The sequence below is a fragment of the Pseudomonas purpurea genome (assembly GCF_039908635.1).
GTDB classification, from domain to species: domain Bacteria; phylum Pseudomonadota; class Gammaproteobacteria; order Pseudomonadales; family Pseudomonadaceae; genus Aquipseudomonas; species Aquipseudomonas purpurea.
Map to the genome: position 1 here is coordinate 377684 of NZ_CP150918.1, position 16385 is coordinate 394068.

The 16385-nt window shown below is 60.3% G+C and carries 15 protein-coding genes and 3 pseudogenes; 10 read left to right on the forward strand and 8 right to left on the reverse strand.

The features are described 5' to 3' along the window. The first annotated feature begins 191 nt into the window (after positions 1–191). From hisB to AABM54_RS01745, 6 genes and pseudogenes are all read left to right on the forward strand, one after another. Positions 192–785: an imidazoleglycerol-phosphate dehydratase HisB gene (gene hisB / locus AABM54_RS01720; protein WP_347903312.1), complete on the forward strand. Its 594-nt coding sequence runs from the start codon at positions 192–194 to the stop codon at positions 783–785. Further along, positions 785–1423, forward strand: coding sequence for an imidazole glycerol phosphate synthase subunit HisH (gene hisH / locus AABM54_RS01725; protein ID WP_347903313.1), 639 nt, complete (start codon positions 785–787; stop codon positions 1421–1423). The genes hisB and hisH overlap by 1 nt, the downstream gene beginning before the upstream one ends. After that, positions 1423–1683: a DUF2164 domain-containing protein gene (locus tag AABM54_RS01730; RefSeq protein WP_347903314.1), complete on the forward strand. Its 261-nt coding sequence runs from the start codon at positions 1423–1425 to the stop codon at positions 1681–1683. Before hisH ends, AABM54_RS01730 begins: the two co-directional genes overlap by 1 nt. Before the next feature lie 42 nt (positions 1684–1725). Next, positions 1726–2464 (forward strand): annotated as a pseudogene (gene hisA, locus AABM54_RS01735) (1-(5-phosphoribosyl)-5-[(5-phosphoribosylamino)methylideneamino]imidazole-4-carboxamide isomerase). A gap of 9 nt (positions 2465–2473) precedes the next feature. Continuing rightward, positions 2474–3244 (forward strand): imidazole glycerol phosphate synthase subunit HisF, encoded by a 771-nt coding sequence (gene hisF, locus AABM54_RS01740; RefSeq protein WP_054595158.1) that lies wholly within the window; start codon positions 2474–2476, stop codon positions 3242–3244. A gap of 73 nt (positions 3245–3317) precedes the next feature. Then, positions 3318–4073 (forward strand): ABC transporter substrate-binding protein, encoded by a 756-nt coding sequence (locus AABM54_RS01745; RefSeq protein ID WP_347903315.1) that lies wholly within the window; start codon positions 3318–3320, stop codon positions 4071–4073. A gap of 6 nt (positions 4074–4079) precedes the next feature. On the opposite strand, the gene AABM54_RS01750 is transcribed toward AABM54_RS01745, so the two are convergent. The 5 genes and pseudogenes from AABM54_RS01750 to gpmI all read right to left on the reverse strand — a co-directional run bounded on the left by AABM54_RS01750 (position 4080) and on the right by gpmI (position 10901). Then, entirely contained in the window at positions 4080–5543 is a 1464-nt protein-coding gene (locus tag AABM54_RS01750) for a serine protease (protein WP_347903316.1), read from the reverse strand. A 147-nt stretch (positions 5544–5690) separates the two neighbouring features. Next, a complete protein-coding gene (locus AABM54_RS01755) occupies positions 5691–6488 on the reverse strand; it encodes a divergent polysaccharide deacetylase family protein (protein ID WP_347903318.1) in 798 nt (265 codons plus the stop codon). 1 nt (position 6489) lies between these two features. Then, entirely contained in the window at positions 6490–7797 is a 1308-nt protein-coding gene (locus AABM54_RS01760) for a S41 family peptidase (protein WP_347903319.1), read from the reverse strand. A gap of 31 nt (positions 7798–7828) precedes the next feature. Next, positions 7829–9116, reverse strand: a pseudogene (locus AABM54_RS01765) (murein hydrolase activator EnvC). A 255-nt stretch (positions 9117–9371) separates the two neighbouring features. Beyond that, entirely contained in the window at positions 9372–10901 is a 1530-nt protein-coding gene (gpmI, locus tag AABM54_RS01770; RefSeq protein ID WP_347903320.1) for a 2,3-bisphosphoglycerate-independent phosphoglycerate mutase, read from the reverse strand. A 151-nt stretch (positions 10902–11052) separates the two neighbouring features. Here gpmI and AABM54_RS01775 point away from each other — a divergent pair, with 151 nt between their 5' ends. The 3 genes from AABM54_RS01775 (at position 11053) to secB (ending at position 12272) form a co-directional block, all read left to right on the forward strand. Continuing rightward, entirely contained in the window at positions 11053–11466 is a 414-nt protein-coding gene (locus tag AABM54_RS01775; RefSeq protein WP_347903322.1) for a rhodanese-like domain-containing protein, read from the forward strand. 1 nt (position 11467) lies between these two features. After that, a complete protein-coding gene (gene grxC, locus AABM54_RS01780; protein WP_347903324.1) occupies positions 11468–11722 on the forward strand; it encodes a glutaredoxin 3 in 255 nt (84 codons plus the stop codon). 67 nt (positions 11723–11789) lie between these two features. Continuing rightward, entirely contained in the window at positions 11790–12272 is a 483-nt protein-coding gene (gene secB / locus AABM54_RS01785; RefSeq protein ID WP_347903326.1) for a protein-export chaperone SecB, read from the forward strand. A 132-nt stretch (positions 12273–12404) separates the two neighbouring features. Here secB and AABM54_RS01790 read toward each other — a convergent pair whose 3' ends face one another. After that, positions 12405–12860 carry a tRNA (cytidine(34)-2'-O)-methyltransferase gene (locus AABM54_RS01790; RefSeq protein ID WP_347903328.1) on the reverse strand — a complete coding sequence of 152 codons (456 nt, stop codon included), beginning with the start codon at positions 12858–12860 and terminating at the stop codon, positions 12405–12407. On the opposite strand from AABM54_RS01790, the pseudogene AABM54_RS01795 reads away from it, so the two are divergent. Then, positions 12859–13300: pseudogene (locus AABM54_RS01795) on the forward strand (hypothetical protein). The gene AABM54_RS01790 and the pseudogene AABM54_RS01795 sit on opposite strands and share 2 nt — an antisense overlap. 531 nt (positions 13301–13831) lie before the next feature. Here AABM54_RS01795 and ntrC read toward each other — a convergent pair. Continuing rightward, on the reverse strand, positions 13832–15268 hold the full coding sequence (gene ntrC / locus AABM54_RS01800; RefSeq protein WP_347903329.1) for a nitrogen regulation protein NR(I): 1437 nt from the start codon (positions 15266–15268) through the stop codon (positions 13832–13834). After that, complete coding sequence (gene glnL / locus AABM54_RS01805; RefSeq protein ID WP_347903330.1) at positions 15265–16350, reverse strand: nitrogen regulation protein NR(II); 1086 nt, start codon at positions 16348–16350, stop codon at positions 15265–15267. Before glnL ends, ntrC begins: the two co-directional genes overlap by 4 nt. Positions 16351–16385: the final 35 nt, after the last annotated feature.

Here is a 16385-nt window from a genome sequence, read left to right on the forward strand (position 1 = left end):
GCCTCATCGTGAGCAAGCTCGTTCCCACATTTATTTTGCGGTGTTTGCAACGAAACCGCTTGTATGGACATGTACACCCCCGGCGGCATTGGGTTCTGTCCGTCAGGGACATCATTTCCCGTGTTTTAAGTTTGTCCTTCGCGACCCTATAATGGCTGCCTTTTTCGCCCAATGATTTTGCGGAGCTGGTGATGGCCGAACGTAAGGCGTCCGTCGAGCGCGACACTCTGGAAACCCAGATCAAAGCCTCGATCAACCTGGATGGCACCGGAAAGGCCCGATTTGATATCGGTGTACCTTTTCTTGAGCACATGCTGGACCAGATCGCCCGTCACGGGCTGATCGACCTGGATATCGAGAGCAAGGGCGACCTGCATATCGACGACCACCATACGGTGGAAGACGTCGGCATCACTCTGGGCCAAGCCTTCAGCAAAGCCATCGGCGACAAAAAAGGCATCCGTCGTTACGGCCACGCCTATGTGCCGCTCGATGAAGCGCTGTCGCGCGTGGTGATCGATTTCTCCGGTCGCCCAGGCCTGCAAATGCACGTGCCCTATACCCGCGCCACCGTCGGCGGTTTTGACGTGGACCTGTTCCAGGAGTTCTTCCAGGGCTTCGTCAACCACGCCAATGTCAGCCTGCACATCGACAACCTGCGTGGCACCAACACTCACCACCAGATCGAAACCGTGTTCAAGGCTTTCGGCCGCGCCCTGCGCATGGCCGTCGAGCTGGATGAACGCATGGCCGGGCAAATGCCTTCAACCAAGGGCGTTCTGTAATGCAGACGGTCGCGGTTATCGATTACGGCATGGGCAACCTGCACTCGGTGGCCAAGGCCCTCGAACACGTAGGTGCCGGCAAGGTACTGATCACCAGCGATGCCGACGTGATTCGCGAAGCCGACCGCGTGGTTTTCCCCGGTGTGGGCGCGATTCGCGACTGCATGGCGGAGATCCGTCGGCTGGGCTTCGACTCGCTGGTGCGTGAAGTCAGCCAGGACCGTCCGTTCCTCGGCATCTGCGTGGGCATGCAAGCCTTGCTCGAACGCAGTGAAGAGAACGACGGCGTCGACTGCATCGGCCTGTTTCCTGGCCAGGTGAAGTTCTTCGGCAAAGGTCTGCACGAGGACGGCGAACACTTGAAAGTCCCGCACATGGGCTGGAACGAAGTGAAGCAGACGGTGGATCACCCGCTGTGGCACAACATCCCGGACCTGGCGCGTTTCTACTTCGTGCACAGCTACTACATCGCCGCCGGTAATCCGCGCCAGGTGGTGGGTGGCGGTCACTACGGCGTGGACTTCGCCGCAGCGCTGGCCGAGGGCTCGCGTTTCGCCGTGCAGTTCCACCCGGAGAAGAGCCATACCCATGGCCTGCAATTGCTGCAGAACTTCGCAGCGTGGGACGGTCGCTGGTAATGGCCGTCAAGAAGTCCAAGCCGCCGATCCTGACCCTCACTCCCGAGCAGGAGAACGAGGCCAACCACAAGATCAAGCGTTTCATGGAAGAGCGCTTCGAACTCGACCTGGGCTCGTTCGAGGCGGCTGAGATTCTTGAGCTGTTTACCCGTGAAATTGCTCCGCACTATTACAACAGGGCGATTTTCGATGTGCAGACGCACCTCAAAGAGAGGTTCGAAAGCATCGAAAGCGACTTGTGGGCGCTCGAGAAAAACTGATTTCCGAGCGAAGCTGAATACTCGAATTTGAAGGTTTGCCAGATGCTGATTATTCCCGCTATCGATCTTAAAGACGGTGCCTGCGTACGTCTGCGCCAGGGCCGCATGGAAGATTCCACGGTGTTCTCCGATGACCCGGTGAGCATGGCTGCCAAGTGGGTGGAGGGCGGTTGCCGCCGTCTGCATCTGGTCGACCTGAACGGCGCCTTCGAAGGCCAACCGGTCAACGGCGAAGTGGTCACGGCTATCGCCAAGCGTTACCCAAACCTGCCGATTCAGATCGGTGGCGGCATTCGTTCGCTGGAAACCATCGAGCACTACGTGAAAGCGGGCGTGAGCTACGTGATCATTGGCACCAAAGCCGTGAAAGACCCAGCCTTCGTCGCTGAAGCCTGCCGCGCCTTTCCGGGCAAGGTGATCGTCGGCCCTGGACGCCAAGGACGGTTTTGTCGCCACCGACGGCTGGGCTGAAATCAGCACCGTGCAGGTGATCGACCTGGCCAAGCAGTTCGAAGCTGACGGCGTGTCCGCCATCGTTTACACCGACATCGCCAAAGACGGCATGATGCAGGGCTGCAACGTGTCGTACACCGCTGCACTGGCTGCGGCCACGCGGATTCCGGTGATCGCCTCGGGCGGCATTCACAACCTGGGTGACATCAAGTCGCTGCTCGACGCCAAGGCGCCAGGCATCATCGGCGCCATCACTGGCCGGGCGATCTATGAAGGCACCCTCGACGTCGCCGAAGCGCAAGCCTTCTGCGATTCGTACAAAGGCTGAGGACTCACCATGGCGCTGGCCAAACGCATCATCCCTTGCCTGGACGTGGACAACGGCCGGGTCGTCAAAGGTGTGAAGTTCGAGAACATCCGTGACGCCGGCGACCCGGTGGAAATTGCCCGTCGCTACGACGAGCAAGGTGCCGACGAGATTACTTTTCTCGACATCACCGCCAGCGTCGATGGTCGCGACACTACGTTGCATACCGTTGAGCGCATGGCCAGCCAGGTGTTCATCCCGCTGACCGTGGGCGGCGGCGTGCGGACCGTGCAAGACATCCGCAACCTGCTCAATGCCGGCGCGGACAAGGTTTCGATCAACACGGCGGCGGTGTTCAACCCTGAGTTCGTCGGCGAAGCCGCGCAGCATTTCGGCTCGCAATGCATCGTTGTCGCCATCGACGCCAAGAAGGTTTCACTGCCGGGCGAAACCCCGCGCTGGGAGATCTTTACCCACGGAGGTCGCAAGCCCACCGGGCTGGACGCGGTGGAGTGGGCGAAGAAGATGGAAGGCCTGGGGGCGGGTGAAATCCTGCTGACCAGCATGGACCAGGATGGCATGAAAAACGGTTTCGACCTGGGCGTTACCCGGGCCATCAGCGATGCGCTGGGCATTCCGGTGATCGCCTCTGGCGGTGTCGGCAATTTGCAGCACTTGGCGGACGGCATCCTCGAAGGTCACGCCAGCGCGGTGTTGGCGGCGAGTATTTTCCACTTCGGCGAATACACCGTGCCAGAGGCCAAGGCCTACATGGCTCAACGCGGAATCTGCGTGCGCTAGGTCGATAAAGGCCACTGGACAGCATGGCGGCCTCACGGCACTCTGGGGCACGCCATGGATTCCGGTAACTGTCATGCTCAAACGTCTTCTTCTCGCTCTTGCCAGTGCTTCGGTGTTGCTCGCAGCGAGCGCACACGCCGCAGACAATCCGGGCACCTCCCTGGTGCTGCTGACGGAAAACTTCCCGCCGTACAACATGGCCAAGAACGGCAAGAACTTCGCTCAGGACGAGAACATCAACGGCATCGCCGTGGACATCGTCCGCGAGATGTTCAAGCGTGCCGACATCACCTACAGCCTGACGTTGCGCTTCCCCTGGGAGCGGATCTATAAACTCGCCCTGGAAAAACCGGGATACGGCGTGTTTGTGACGGCGCGCCTGCCGGACCGGGAAAAACTCTTCAAGTGGGTCGGCCCCATCGGCCCGGACGACTGGATCCTGCTGGCCAAGGCGGACAGCAAGATCACCCTCGACTCCCTGGAGCAGGCGCGTAAATACAAGATTGGCGCCTACAAGGGCGACGCGATTGCCGAAACCCTGATCAAGCAAGGGCTCAAGCCCATAGTGGTGCTGCGTGATCAGGACAACGCCAAGAAGCTTGTCAACGGCCAGATCGACCTCTGGGCCACTGGCGATCCGGCCGGTCGTTACCTGGCTCGACAGGACGGCGTGACCGGCCTCAAGACTGTGCTGCGCTTCAACAGCGCCGAGTTGTACCTGGCGCTGAACAAAAACGTGCCGGATGAAATCGTCGCCCGGCTTCAGGCCGCACTGGATCAGTTGCGCAAGGAAGGCGTGGTCGACGACATCATGGCGCGGTATCTCTAGGGATGTTCAGGGGCGCTCAATCAGGTCGGTGCGTATCGATGACGGTTGCCCGGAGCGGTTGCGAACATAGCTGCACAGCATGATCGGCAGTTGTTCTTCGGCAAAGGTGATGCTCTCGGGAACAGGCTTGTAACGAGGGTCATCAATGTCGCCACAGTGCTGACCGTCAGCGGGGGCTGAGTAGAAAAAGTTGTGGATGAAGTCCGCATGCAAGAGGTCCCAAGTGACACGGTAGTCAGGACTGATACGGGGCATCGACTCGGCAGAGGTCAAATACACCGCGTGGGTAAAAGCATTTTTCAGCGATGACCGAGTGAGTGGCTGCGCTGGCGAGGCGACACCCATGATGCAGAGTGCATGCGCGCCAGGTTGAGGGCCTATGCCGTTGTTGATGTAGGCATCTTCGGAGTGGATGGCGTCGCTGTAGTTGCCCGGTGTTTGGCAGTCCCTGGCGTTGCGCACGGCTTTGTAGCGGTAGAACGGGTCATCCAGTGAAAATCCGAAATTCCACGTCGGCCAGGTGATGTGCCCCTCCGTGTTTTTTTGCGTGTGTACATAAGCCTTGATGTTCCAGGGTTGGGTAACCGTAAGGTTCACAGGCTTGAGTGAGCAGTCCGGCGCATTCGCATCGAAAATACCCTCGATAAAGCACAGGTGCAGGAAGTTGGCCGGGTAGCTGTAGTTGAACGTGGCCGCTTGGCAGGCCGCCGTTGCATGGCAGTCGGGCGACGCCTGATTGCTTGACGTGGCAGCGACTTTGCTGACGATGCTGGTGATTTCATTGTTCTGGCGATCAAGCATCGGGCTGCCCGAGCTGCCACCACGCAAATCGCAGAGGTTTCTCATGGCCAGCGAAAAAACGCCTGGGTGATCGATGAAGGTTCCGGCCATTCCCTCCGAGCAGGCACTCAAGCGTAATCCTTTCTCTTTGTAACCTGCGGGTGCGCCCAGGTTGAGCACGTTATGGGCTGTGGAGTGCTGATGGCTGGCGAGTTTGAGTGGGTTGATACCTTTCTTGATAAGCGTTGCCAGTGAAGCCTCAACTTCAAGTATCGCCAGGTCCGTGCCCACGATGCTGGTCCAGCGAGCCATTCGAGTCGGATAAGTCATGTGTTGCTTGGGCGTGTCATGGAAAAAGCTGAAGGTGATGGTCGCGTCAATGGGCTCGTCCAGGTGGGCGGTACCGTAGGCAAAGGCAACACAGTGACCGGCAGTGATCAGGTAGGCCGGGCCCACCGCTTTGCCGTGCCTGTTTCGGGTATCAAGCAGAGCGGCGGTGCAGGACGTGCCGGAGCGGTGAGCCAGGCGGCCGATACCGCTCCAGAGGGCGTATCGGTTGTCAGCGTTTTGAAGGGCTTTTGAAGCCGAGTTGTTGGCGGCGCCTTCTCCCAGGTCGCGCGCGTGTACAGCGGGGCCCGCGACCAAGAGGCCGACAAGCCCCCAGGCTGGCAGGTGACTCATGCATTTCATGGCCATTCCTTGGTGATGAAATTCAGGGTGAGTCCTATCCTGGCACGGCCCTTTGTGTCCTGAGAGATAGATAATTATTGCGTCGAGTGCGCTGATAAGGCTGTGCGGAGCACGTGTTGGCGAGTGACGCTGTGCTTGAGGAATCAGCTACTCGTGAGCGGGGGAGCGATAGTTTCCATCCTTGCCATGCGCTGGCGTCGCTCGGTTGCCACGCAGGCCGATCATCGACTTGATATCGATCCACTCAATGCCCTGAGCCTTGAGCTTGGGCAACTCGCGCTCCAGCACCGCCAGGGTTTGCGGATACGGATGCCCGATCATCACTGCCGAGCCCTGTTTGCGCGCCAGGTTGATGGCCGTCTGGAGCTGGGTGAAGATGGCGGCTTCGGTTCGTTCGTCATCGAGAAACACATCCCGTGAAACACTCGCCAAGCCAATTTTCTGCGCCTCGGCCGCCGCAACGGTCTGCGCGCTGGTGCGGCTGTCGACGAAGAACTTGTGCCGACGTTGCAGCTCACCCATCAACCAGGCCATGGCCGGCTGCTGGGCAGTCATGCGGCTGCCCATGTGGTTGTTGAGGCCGCTGGTGTACGGCACGACCTTGAATGCCGCGTTCAGGCGTTTTTCGAGTTCTTCGATGGGCAGCTCGGGATGCCAGGCGAACGGCCCGGTGGCTGGGTCCATGGGCATGTGCAGGATGACGATTTTGCCGGCGCGATGAGCTTCGCGGGCGAATTCGGTCGCGTGGGGCGTGTCGGGCATGATTGCCGTGGTCACCGGGCCGGGCAACGCCAGCACGCGGCGATCCCGGGGCAGGTTTTGCCCCAGGTCATCGATGATCAGGCTCAGGTAGGCTTTGTGAGGCGAGGTCGCTGTCTCGGCGGGCGCGGCGTGAGCAACACCCGTCAGACAGCACAGCAGACCCAGTAGTCGCGGTAAGCGCATCTCAATGGTTGCGCGTAATGCTCAAGCCTTTGAGCAGGCTCAGGGCCTGGGCCAACTGGTAGTCATCGTCCTGTGGCATTGGCTTGGCTTTGCCGCTTGAGCCGGTTGGCTTGTCGGCACCGCCGTTGCCATTGCCCAGGTGACCTTGCAGGTCGGCTTCCTTGAAGTACTCGCCGTCCTGCTCGCTGGTAATCTTCGCCTTGCGCACTTCGATGTCTGGGACGATGCCCTGGGCCTGGATCGAGCGACCGTTCGGCGTGAAGTACAGCGCCGTGGTGATTTTCAATGCGCGGTCGTTGTTCAGCGGCAACACGGTTTGCACCGAGCCTTTACCGAAACTGGTCGTGCCCATGACCACGGCACGCTTCTGGTCTTGCAGGGCGCCGGCAACAATTTCCGAGGCCGAGGCGCTGCCGCCGTTGATCAGCACCACCAGTGGCACCGCTTCGCTTTCGTCCTTGCCGGTGGCCGAGAAACGCAGCTCGGAGTTGGCAATCCGGCCCTTGGTGTAAACGATCAGGCCTTTGGTGATGAAGTGATCGACCACTTCCACCGCCGATTGCAGCACGCCGCCCGGGTTGTTGCGCAAATCAAGCACGATGCCGTTGAGCTTCTTGCCGTTGTCCTTGCGCAGCTTGGCCAGGGCCTTGGAGACCTCTTCGCCGGTCTTGACCTGGAACTGGGTGATGCGGATGTAGCCGTAGCCGGACTCCAGCAACTGGCTCTTCACGCTTTTGACCTGAATGACCGCGCGGGCCAGAGTCACGTCGAACGGCGTGCCGCCATCGCGGACCAGGGTCAGGGTGATTTTCTGGCCGATCTTGCCGCGCATCCTGTCGACGGCTTCGGTCAGGCTCTGGCCGCGAGTCGGCTGGCCGTTGATCTTGACGATAAAGTCGCCCGCCTGGATGCCCGCCTTGGATGCCGGGGTGTCATCGATGGGCGAAACGACCTTGATGAAGCCGTCTTCAGCGCCGACTTCGATGCCCAGGCCACCGAACTCACCGCTGGTGCTTTCCTGCAGTTCCGCGAAGTCTTCCGGGCCCAGGTAGGCCGAATGCGGGTCGAGGTTGCTGAGCATGCCCTTGATGGCGTTTTCCAGCAGGGTCTTGTCGTCGACCGGTTCGACATAGGCTGCCTTGATCCGGTCCATGACCTCGGCGAAGGTGCGCAACTCGTCCAGCGGCAATGGCGACTGAGTGGTCGCAGCCGTCGCTGGCGGCGCGGTTTGGGCGGCAAACGCCAGAGGCGCGCCGATCACCAACGCGATCGTCAGGGCCAGCGAGGTGAGGCGGGACAAATGCAGCATGTCGAACGAACTCCTAATTTAGGTCCGGCGCTTATCCTTGCGCACGACACCATTGTGCTGGATCACTCGGGTGACCCTGCTGACGAATAGCGAAATACAGCGCGGGCGTGTCCTGGCCACCACTGTTACCCACAGTGGAGATGGACTCGCCTGCCTTGACCACATCTCCCGCCGCTTTAAGCAGCGTCTGATTGTGGCCGTAAAGACTTAAAAAGCCATTGCCGTGGTCCAGGATCACCAGCAGGGCCGGCGCCACGCAACCAGTCGGCGAACACCACGCGCCCGCCATGCACGGCATGCACCTGGCTGCCAGCGGAGGCGCTGATCATCACGCCATCCCATTTGGTGCGGGCATCGTCGCCACGGGTTTCACCGAAGCGGGCAAGCAGTCGACCATCAACCGGCCATGGAAGTTTTCCACGGGTTGAAGCAAAAGGGCCGCCGAAGGTCTCGCCTGAACTTGAAACCAGGGCGCCGGGTGTCGATTTAACCGGTTTGCGTGGGGCGTCAGTCGCGTTTGCCTGAGCCTCACGTAAACGCTTTTTTTCGGCTTCCTGCTGGGCGATCAACGCTTTCTGTCGCGCCTCTTCTGCCTCTCGGGCCTGACGCGCCAAGGTTTCTTCGATGGTTTTGAGTACTTTAGACAGGTCGGCCTGATCCTGCTCGCGGGCTTGCAGCTTTTGATCGCGGGCCTTCACGTCGTCGCTGAGCTTGGCCAGCACTTGTTGACGTTCCTTGCGGACCTTGTCGAGTTCATTGCGCTGGCTGTCCAGGCTGCTTTTCTGCACCAGCAACTGGGCCTGCTGCATTGCGATGTCCTGCTCGACGTTAGCCAGTTGGCGCAGGGTTTCGTTGAAACTCTTCAACTGTTCCAGGCGTGCCTGGCTCAGGTAGTCGTAGTAGGTCAGGGTGCGGGCGAATTTTTCCGGATTCTGCTGGTTGAGCAGCAGCTTGAGGTACTCCTGACGGCCATTCTGGTAGGCCGCACGGGCCTGGGTGGCGATCAGTTGTTGCTGTTCAGTGCGCGCGCTCTGGAGTTTTTTTTTCTCTGCATCGAGTCGCTGCAGCTCGGATTCGCTTTTCTTGAGCTCTTTTTGCAGCGTGTCGACCTGCTTCTCCAGGTTGCCCATCTCGGTTTCGGTGCCGCGCAATTCTTTCTGCACGCCGGATTTTTCTTCCTGCAATTTGCCCAGCAGCTTTTTCAGCTCGGCAATATCCTGACGCGTGGCGTCCAACTGTTGTTGGGTTTGCGCGCGCTCGTCGGCGAAGGCCGGTAGGAGCAGGCAGGTCAGAGCAAGGGCAATCAGGGCGCGAAGCATAGAGGCGGGCGACACCAGAGGGAAAAAAGACAGCCTAGTATGCCCGCCCAAGGCTGCAAAAAAAACGTCCATTTCGGGCTGTGTGATAACTGGACCGGGTTGTGGAGAAAATTGTTCTATCAAACTACCCACAACCAATGTGGGAGCGAGCCTGCTCGCGATGGCGTCCTAATATTCAACATCGATGTTGGCTATCAGATTGCTATCGCGAGCAGGCTCGCTCCCACAGGGTTTGGTGGTGTTTGGAAGGTTGGGTTACACCAGAATCGAGGTCCCGGTCATTTCCGCCGGTTTTTCCAGCCCCATCAGCATCAGCATCGTCGGGGCCACATCGGCCAGCACGCCGCCTTCGCGGACCTTGAGGTCGCGCTTGCCCACGTAGATGAACGGTACGGGTTCGGTGGTGTGAGCGGTGTGGGCCTGGCCGGTGGACGCGTCGGACATTTGCTCGACGTTACCGTGGTCGGCGGTGATCAGCGCTTCGCCGCCGACTTTTTCCAGTGCCTCGACGATCCGACCGACGCACAGGTCCAGGCATTCAACCGCTTTAACCGCCGCCTCGAACACGCCGCTGTGACCGACCATGTCGCCGTTGGCGTAGTTCACCACGATTACGTCATAGCGTTGGTTTTCGATGGCGTCGACGATCCGGTCAGTGACTTCAGGGGCACTCATCTCGGGCTGCAAGTCATAAGTGGCGACTTTCGGCGACGGGATCAGGATGCGTTCTTCGCCGGGGAACGGTTCTTCACGACCGCCGGAGAAGAAGAAGGTCACGTGGGCGTACTTCTCGGTTTCGGCAATGCGCAGCTGGGTCTTGCCGTTTTTTGCCAGATAATCGCCCAGTACGTTTTCCAGGCTGCCCGGCGCGAAAGCCGACGGTGCAGGAATGCTGGCGGCGTATTGGGTGAGCATGACGAAACCGGCCAGGTTTGGCTGGCGGGCGCGTTCGAAGTCCTTGAAGTCGTCTTCGACGAACACCCGGGTCAGCTCGCGGGCGCGGTCGGCGCGGAAGTTCATGAAGACCACGGCGTCGCCGTCTTCCACTTTGACCGGCTCGCCAATGCTGGTGGCTTTGACGAATTCGTCACTTTCGCCACGCTCGTAGGCCGCTTGCAGGCCCTCCTGAGCGGTGGCGGCGTTGAATTCGCCGTTGCCATCAACGATCAGGTTGTAGGCCTGGGCCACGCGGTCCCAGCGGTTGTCGCGGTCCATGGCGAAGTAACGCCCGATCAGGCTGGCGATCCGGCCTTTGCCCAGGGTCTTGAAGGCTTCGTCCAGCAGCTCGATGGACGACTGTGCGCTTTTTGGCGGTGTGTCGCGGCCGTCGAGGAAGGCGTGCAGGTAGATCTTCTCGGCACCGCGCTTGAAGGCCAGTTCGGCCATGGCGATCAGGTGATCCTGGTGGCTGTGAACGCCACCATCGGACAGTAGGCCCATGAAGTGCACGGCTTTGCCGGCGGCAACGGCTTTGTCCACCGTCGCGCAGATGGTCGGGTTATCGAAGAACTCGCCGTCGCGGATCGCTTTGGTCACGCGGGTGAAGTCCTGGTAAACCACCCGGCCGGCGCCGAGGTTCATGTGGCCGACTTCCGAATTGCCCATCTGGCCGTCCGGCAGACCGACGTCCATGCCCGAGCCCGAGATCAGGCCGTTCGGTACAGTGGCGTACAAACGGTCGAGGACCGGCTTCCTGGCCGCGAAGATGGCGTTGGATTCCTGGCTCTCACTGTGACCGAAGCCGTCGAGAATCATCAGGACCAAAGGTTTAGGCGTCGTAGTCATAGATTCCACTCTGGCTTGAGTTAAAAGGGGCGATGGAAAAGGGAGTGGCAGTTTAAAGGCAAGTTCATTCGGCGTCACCGCCGGACGGGGTTTGGCCCACCATAGTGGCTGTGTATACTGGCCGACATTTTAACGCCCTGGAACCTCCTTGATGGTTGCTCACCTGATTCAATTCGCCACTGAACACTACTTGCTCGTAGGCGCCTTCGTCATCTTGTTGGCGCTGTTGATTGCCCATGAGTTGAGCCGCGGCGGCCGCAGCCTCAGCACCGGTGAGTTGACGGCGCTGGTCAACAAGGACGAGGGCGTAGTGATCGATATCCGTCCAAGCAAGGATTTCGCCGCAGGCCACATCGTTGGCGCGCTGAACATCCCGCAGGACAAACTCATGGCGCGCGTTGGCGAACTGGAAAAGTACAAGGCCAAGACCCTTATTCTGGTCGACGCCATGGGCCAGCACGCCGGTACTCACGCTCGCGAGCTGATGAAGTCCGGTTTCACCGCTGCCAAGCTGTCCGGCGGTGTGTCCAGCTGGAAAGCCGACAATCTGCCGCTGGTGAAGTGAAATGACCAACGTCGTCGTCTATTCCAGCGATTACTGCCCCTACTGCTCGCGCGCCAAGTACCTGCTCGAGAACAAGGGCGTAGCCTTCGAAGAGATCAAGGTCGATGGCAAACCGCAGGTGCGTGCCGAAATGAGTCAGAAAGCGGGGCGCACGTCCGTGCCGCAAATCTGGATCGGCAGCACCCATGTGGGTGGTTGTGATGATTTATTTGCTTTGGACCGCGCTGGCAAGCTTGATGCGTTGCTCAAGGCCTGACTGCCGCAGTTAAGAGCAGCCAAAAACAGCAAACCCTACAAGACCCCAAGATCAAGAAGGATCTGAGATGACTGACCAACAGAACACTGCAGCTAGCGAAGAAGAAACCGCACCGCAATTCTCCTTGCAGCGCATCTACGTGCGTGACCTGTCGTTCGAAGCCCCGAAAAGCCCGGCAATCTTCCGCCAGCAGTGGGAACCGAGCGTCGGTCTGGACCTGAACACCCGTCAGAAAGCCCTGGAAGGCGATTTCCACGAAGTCGTGCTGACCCTGTCGGTGACCGTGAAAAACGGCGACGAAGTGGCGTTCATTGCTGAAGTCCAGCAGGCCGGTATCTTCCTGATCAAGAACCTCGACGACGCGTCGATGAGCCACACCCTGGGTGCGTTCTGCCCGAACATCCTGTTCCCGTACGCTCGCGAGACCCTGGACAGCCTGGTGACCCGCGGTTCGTTCCCGGCCCTGATGCTGGCTCCGGTGAACTTCGACGCACTGTACGCGCAAGAACTGCAACGCATGCAGCAAGACGGCGCACAGACCGTTCAGTAAGCGTTCCTGAGCGTCGCAGCACGTCCAATGTGGGGGCGGGCTTGCTCGCGAAAGCGGTGCATCAGTCAGCATTCATGTTGAAACTGATGACCTCTTCGCGAGCAAGCCCGCTCCCACATTTGTTAGGGGGTGTTACTTAAAGCCGAGCTGGCGCCAGCCTTCGTACACGGCCACCGCCACAGTGTTGGACAGGTTCAGGCTGCGGCAACCTTCGCGCATGGGCAGGCGCAGGCGTTGTTCGGCCGGCAGGGCGTCCAGCACGTCGGCCGGCAGGCCACGGCTTTCCGGGCCGAACAGAAAGGCATCACCCTCGGCGAAGCTGGCGTCGTGGAACGGCCGCGAACCTTTGGTGGTGAAGGCAAACAACCGCGGATGGCCAAGGCTCTCCAGACAGCTGGCAAGGTCTGCGTGGCGTTGCAGGGTGGCATACTCGTGGTAGTCGAGCCCGGCCCGGCGCAGGCGTTTGTCGTCCATCTCGAAGCCCAGCGGTTCGATCAAATGCAGGTGGCAGCCGCTGTTGGCGCACAGCCTGATAACGTTGCCGGTATTCGGCGGAATTTCTGGTTGAAAAAGGATGACGTGAAACATGCACGGCTCCGAAGGTAAAGATGGCCGGCATTCTACGCCGGAAGTGGACCCGCGACCGAAGCTATTCCCTCGGGTGATGGCCTCGTTGGCGATTGTGGGCGTGATGGTCGGCATGATGATCGGTCGCCTGACCACCCCTGATCCCGCCGAGTTACAGCAGGTCGAGGTGAGCGGCGATGGTTTGGTGGTGTGGTTCAACAATGAGCCCAAGACCCATGGCGAACTGATCGACGGCAGCGTTGCTTTGCTGTTCGAGGCCGAAGGCAAGGCGCAGAAAGGCCAATTGAAGCTCAATGACAGGGACGTGAACTGGCGGGTGCGCTTGAGTGACAAGGGTTTGTTGCTGACGCTGGTGGCGGCCCGGCCCCTGAAGGGGGAATGGGGCCGGTAGCGAGGTCGAGGGTCGCTGGCGGTTGGAGGTCCATCTTCAGGCGCAGTAAAAGAGGGAATCCCCGGCCTGCCTGTACCAGGGTTCCCGAAACGGGAGGGCTCTGCTGCGCAGGCGGCTGAGCCTGGTGTAAAGAAGGAACCCCTGACCTGCCTGTATCAGGGACCCCAAAACGGGTGGGGTTCGTTGTGAGCCCTGGGTGTAAAGAGGGGAATCCCCGGCCTGCCTGTACCAAGGTCCCCGAAACTGGGTAGTGCTTGAGCTATTGCAGGGGGCGTGCCAGGTTTTGATAAGTTGAAACAAAAAGCCCGCATGCAGCGTTAAAGCCCCGTAATTCTGGGCTTTGGCGTTTTTGTTGGATGGGATTTTGTGTGGTTGGCGGCGGGTTTTTGCTTCGCGTGGTATGCGCGATTGCGGTTCACGGTGCATTGAGGCGGTGCACGCAGACCCCAAAAGCATCGCGAGCAAGCTCGCTCCCACAGTGGGTTTTCGGTGTTTCACAAGTGTGTGAACACCATAGAACCCTGTGGGAGCGAGCTTGCTCGCGATTGGATCTAGAGATCAGCGAAAAGCTAACCGCTGGTTAGCCCTCCTCCCCCTCATCCTCCTCCCCGCCATCGACCTTCATCCCTAATTCCTTGATCTTGCGGGTCAAGGTGTTACGGCCCCAGCCCAGCAGGACGGCGGCGTCGCGGCGGCGGCCGGCGGTGTGTTTGAGGGCGGTCTCGATCATGATCCGCTCGAAGCTCGGCACTGCGCTGTCGAGCAGGCTCGACTGACCGCGTGCCAGCGCCTGATCGGCCCACTGGCGCAGCGCTTGCTCCCAGTTGGTCACCGGTGCCGAATCCTGCGGCAGGTTCAGCAGCTCTGGCGGCAGGTCACTGATGTGCACTTCGCGACCCGATGCCATCACCGTGATCCAGCGGCAGGTGTTCTCCAGCTGGCGCACGTTGCCTGGCCACGGCAGGTTCTTCAGGTATTCCTCGGTTTCGCTTTTCAGCAGCTTCGGCTCCACCGCCAGCTCTTGCGCGGCGCGGGCGAGGAAGTGCTTGGCCAGGGTCGGAATGTCTTCGCGACGGTCCGACAGGCGCGGAATGTGGATGCGGATCACGTTCAGACGGTGGAACAGGTCTTCACGGAATTTCCCGGCGTGCACCAGGGTTTCCAGGTTCTGGTGAGTCGCGGCAATGATCCGCACATCGACCTTGACCGGCACATGGCCGCCCACGCGATAAAACTCGCCGTCTGCCAGTACGCGCAACAAGCGGGTCTGGGTGTCGGCGGGCATGTCGCCGATTTCATCGAGGAACAACGTGCCGCCGTCCGCCTGTTCAAACCGCCCGCGCCGCAGGTTGGCGGCGCCGGTGAACGCGCCTTTTTCGTGGCCAAACAGCTCGGACTCCATCAGGTCCTTGGGGATCGCCGCCATGTTCAGCGCAATGAACGGCGAGGCTGCCCGTGGGCTGTGACGGTGCAGGGCGTGGGCGACCAGTTCTTTACCGGTGCCGGACTCGCCGTTGATCAGTACGGTGATGTTGGAGTGGCTCAGGCGCCCGATGGCGCGAAACACTTCCTGCATCGCCGGTGCTTCACCGATGATTTCCGGGGTACGGGTCAGTGCAGGTGCGACTTCCAGGCCTTGCTGCTCCTGGGCGTGTTGATTGGCGCGCTTGACCAGTGAAACCGCCTCATCGACGTCGAACGGCTTGGGCAGGTACTCGAACGCGCCGCCCTGATAGGACGCCACGGCGCTGTCCAGGTCGGAGTGCGCGGTCATGATGATCACCGGCAGGCGAGGGTGCTGCTCGCGAATGCGGGCCAGCAGGTCCAGGCCACTGGCACCCGGCATGCGGATGTCGGAGATGATCACGTCCGGCTGTTGCCGTGCCAGGCGGCTCATCACGCCATCAGCGCTGTCGAAGCTTTGCGTGGTCATGCCTTCCTGCTGCAAGGCTTTTTCCAGGACCCAGCGGATAGAACGGTCGTCATCGACGATCCACACGGTTTCACTACGGCTCATGTCGATGGGGCTCCTTGTTCCAGTGGCAGAAAGATCGAGAACGTGGTGTGGCCTGGATGGCTGTCACATTCGATCAGGCCCTGGTGCTGGCTGATGATGTTCTGGGTAATGGCCAGGCCGAGCCCGGTACCGTCCGGGCGACCGCTGACCATGGGAAAGAAGATGGTTTCTTGCAGGTCTGCAGGGATCCCCGGACCGTTGTCGATGATTTCGAGTTTGGTCACCAGGCGATGGCGCACGTGGCCGATGGTGAACTGGCGCATGGCGCGTGAGCGCAGGGTGATGCGGCCCAGGCGCAGTTCGTTCTGGCTGCTGATGGCCTGCATCGCGTTGCGCACGATGTTCAAGACGGCCTGGATCATTTGTTCACGGTCGATCAGTACGTCGGGAATGCTCGGGTCATAGTCGCGCACCAATGTGATGCAGCCCTGGCTTTCGGCCTCGACCAGGTTGCACACGCGCTCCAGCACTTCGTGGACATTGCACATGGCCAGCGACGGCAGCTTGTTTGAACCGAGCATGCGATCCACCAGGTTACGCAGGCGATCGGCCTCCTCGATGATGACGTTGGTGTAGTCCTTGAGGCTTTCTTCCGGCAGTTCGCGGGCCAGCAACTGGGCGGCGCCGCGAATCCCGCCGAGAGGGTTCTTGATTTCGTGAGCGAGGCCGCGCACCAGCATCTTGCTGGTTTCCTGCTTGGACAACTGCGCTTCTTCCTTGGTAATGCGCAGCAAACGGTCACGCGGGTGGACTTCGAGCAGCAGCAGCGTGTCGCCGTTACTCAGGATCGGTGTTACCGCGTAATCGACGGTCAGTGTCTGGCCGGTCAGGGCAGTAAGCATCGCTTCGCGCTTGGTGAACGGATGCGCCTGCTCCACGGCCTGGCGCAGGGAGTTCAGGGCTTCGGTCGACTCGGTGAACAGCTCGCTGATGAATTGCCCGTGGCTGCGCTGGCCGCTGATGGCCAGGAGCATTTCTGCCGCGGGGTTCATGTACTCAAGGCGCAATTGGGCGTCGAGCAGAATGGTAGCGGTGGTCAGGTTGTCGAGTAGCAAGCGGTGCAGTGCGTCGCTGATGGTCATTAGGACCTCTTTTGGAGCAAGCGCGCGCGAGAAGA